The organism is Roseiarcus sp., from assembly GCF_052145395.1.
GTDB lineage: Bacteria > Pseudomonadota > Alphaproteobacteria > Rhizobiales > Beijerinckiaceae > Roseiarcus.
Genome location: NZ_JBKQOT010000533.1, coordinates 1 through 2,938, shown reverse-complemented (window position 1 = coordinate 2,938; position 2,938 = coordinate 1). Strand labels below are relative to the sequence as shown.

The following is a 2,938-nucleotide window of genomic DNA, read 5'->3' as shown; positions in this document are numbered from 1 at the left end:
CGATCGCGTCCTCCTCCCGGATCTGGTCGGGAACGAGCCCGCCGCCGCTGAACAGGTCATCCGCCCCGATCCTATGGCCGATCGGGATGTAGCACGCCTCGTTGGGCGAGACCGCGAGCGACACGCCGATCAGGTCCGCGCGTAACGGATCGAGCGAAGACGTCTCGGTGTCGAAGGCGACAACGCCGTCCTCGTGCGCCCGCGCGATCCAGGCGCTGAGCTCGTCGAGGCTTCGCACAGTCTTATAGGCTGAACGGTCCACGGGCGCCTTGGCCTCGTTGGCCCGGGTCCGCATGAGGTCGGCCGGCGTCGTTCCCTCCGGGGCCGCCAGCGGCGCTTCAGGCGTAGGGGCAGGCGGCGTCTCAGCCTCGGGCGCCAGCGCCGATTCGCCGTTGCGCGCGCGCCAGCCAGCCGGCCCGGCAAAATGCGGGTCCGGCTCGATCGCGGAAACGTCGACGCCGCAGAGCTCGCCGACCCGGCGCGTGATCGTGGTGAGCTCCATCGCCTTGAGGAAAGCGACGAGCTCCTTGCCGTCGAGCGTCGGGGCGGCGAGGTGCTCGAGCGGACACTCGAGCGGCACGTCGCGCACCAGAGTGACCAGCTTCTGCGAAATGCGGATGCGGTTGACATTCTCCGGCAGCGTGAGCGCCTCGCGCCGCTTCGGCTGCTTGATCTCGCTCGCGCGGGCGAGCAGCGTGTCGAGGTCGCCGTATTCGCCGATGAGCAGGGCGGCGGTCTTGACGCCGATGCCCGGCGCCCCGGGCACGTTGTCGGTCGAATCTCCGGCGAGCGCCTGGACGTCGATGACCTTGTCCGGCCCGACGCCGAAGTAGTCGGCCACCTCGGCCTCGCCGATTCGCCGCTCCTCGCGGTCGCCCGAGGCCGGGTCGTACATCGCGACCCCCGGCTCGATGAGCTGCATCAGGTCCTTGTCGGCCGAGACGATCAGCACGTCCGCGCCCTTGTCGCGGGCCTCGCGGGCGTAGGTGGCGATCAGGTCGTCCGCCTCGTAGCGGTCCTGCTCGACCGGGATCATGCCGAAGGCGCGCACGGTGGCGCGCATCAGCGGAAACTGCGGCACGAGGTCGGCCGGCGGCTCAGGGCGATGGCTCTTGTAGGGGGGATAGAGCTCGCGCCGGAACGAGTTCTCCGATTTGTCGAAAATGATGGCGAGATGGGTTGGCTTGATGCCCGCCGCGCCGTCCTTGACGAATTGCAGGACCTTGGTGGCGAACAGCCTAACCGCCCCGATCGGCAGACGGTCCGAGCGATAGTTGTATTTCTGATCCTGCCGGATGGACTGATAATAGGCGCGGAACACGAACGACGAGCCGTCGACGAGAAAGACGTGGTCGCCGGGGCCGACCGGACGGTGGGGCTGAGTCATGGGGCGCGAGAATAGGCGAAGGCGCGCGCGGGCGCTATTGGCGCAAAGCCCCGCTGTCGGCGCCGGGAAACGGTCTTTTTCAGAAGACTGGAGCAGCCGTTCATGCGCCAGTCATCCGGGGGAGAGCATAAAGAACGGGGGCGATTCGGGGTCGCGGAGGTGCCCTGATTCGCGAATGCGGGACGGTGCGATGAGGCGGCGGGAATGGATCGGCGGGTCGATCCTGGCTTTGGCGGCGTTGGTTCTCGGGTCGGATTCGGCCCTTGAGACGGCGCAATCCTTCACCATCCCGACCGCATGCACGGACGCCGCCCAATGCGCCTCGTTCTGCAGCAGCGTGGTCGAACAGGGTCGCTCCGAGAGCGATTTCCTGCAGCTCGCGGCCTATCAGCTCGGGCCCCCGCAGGCGATCGACCTGCCCGCGGCTAACCTCAGCATGCCGGCGCCCGTCGAACCGAACAACGTCTACGCCGGCACCGGGGCGGGAATGTTCAGCCCGGCCGTCGCCGGCCACCTGTCGCGCGTCTATTCGCCGAACCTGATTACCGGCAAGGTCGACGTCATCGATCCTGAGACGTTCAAGGTGATCGAGAGCCTCGACGCCGTTCCGAGCCCGCAGCACATCGTGCCCTCGTGGGACCTGCAGACGCTGTGGGTGTCGGGCGACATTTCCTATCGCGGCGGTCACGCCGATGTGATGCCGATCGACCCGAAGACCGGCAAGCTCGGCAACGCGATCGACGTGCCGGATTCCTACAACCTCTATTTCACCCCCGACGGCAAATCGGCGATCATGGTCGCGGAGGCGATGCGGCGGCTCGAGTTCCGCGACCCGCACACCATGGCGCTGCAGGGCTATATCGCGACGCCCCGCTGCCCGGGAATCAACCACGCCGACTTCGCCGCCGACGGCTCCTACGCGATCTTCACCTGCGAATACGGCAACGCGCTCGCCAAGATCGATCTCGTCCATCACACGCTCGCCGGGATCCTGCCGCTCACGGCCGGCGGCATGCCGCAGGACATCCGCGTCTCGCCGGACGGCTCGGTGTTCTTCGTCGCCGACATGCTGAAAGACGGCCTCGTGCTCGTTTCGGGCGACGCCTTCCAGCAGATTGGCTTCATCGCGACCGGCGTCGGCGCGCATGGGCTCTATCCGTCGCGCGACGGGACGAAGCTTTTTGTCGCCAACCGCGGCACCCACAACCTCGCCGGGGTCAAGAACGGACAGGGCAGCGTCAGCGTGGTGGACTTTTTTCGCCCGCGGGTGCTCGCGACCTGGACGATCCCCGGCGGCGGCAGCCCGGACATGGGCAACCTCAGCGCCGACGGCAAATGGCTGTGGCTCTCGGGCCGCTACGACGGCGTCATCTACGCCTTCAACACCGACGACGGCTCGGTGAAGTCGATCCCCGTCGGCGGCATGCCGCACGGCCTCACCGTCTGGCCGCAGCCCGGGCGGTATTCGCTCGGGCACACGGGGAATTTGCGGTAGTTTGTTCGCGGCGCGCGCCCCCCTCGCCCCGCTTGCGGGGAGAGGGTTGGGGTGAC

2 protein-coding genes are annotated in these 2,938 nt (G+C 67.8%); one reads left to right on the top strand and one right to left on the bottom strand.

The window, feature by feature from the left end; translation table 11 throughout:
• On the bottom strand, positions 1-1,387 hold a 1,387-nt coding region (locus ACLP25_RS18295), incomplete at its 3' end, for a 5'-3' exonuclease H3TH domain-containing protein (RefSeq protein WP_442470597.1).
• A 190-nt stretch (positions 1,388-1,577) separates the two neighbouring features.
• On the opposite strand from ACLP25_RS18295, the gene ACLP25_RS18290 reads away from it, so the two are divergent.
• Positions 1,578-2,882, top strand: a complete 1,305-nt coding sequence (locus ACLP25_RS18290) for a YVTN family beta-propeller repeat protein (protein WP_442470596.1) — start codon at positions 1,578-1,580, stop codon at positions 2,880-2,882.
• Positions 2,883-2,938: the final 56 nt, after the last annotated feature.

Excerpts from the sequence above, each read along its gene's own strand:
- ACLP25_RS18290 (WP_442470596.1), top strand. The coding sequence starts at position 1,578 with ATGAGGCGGCGGGAATGGATCGGCGGGTCGATCCTGGCTTTGGCGGCG.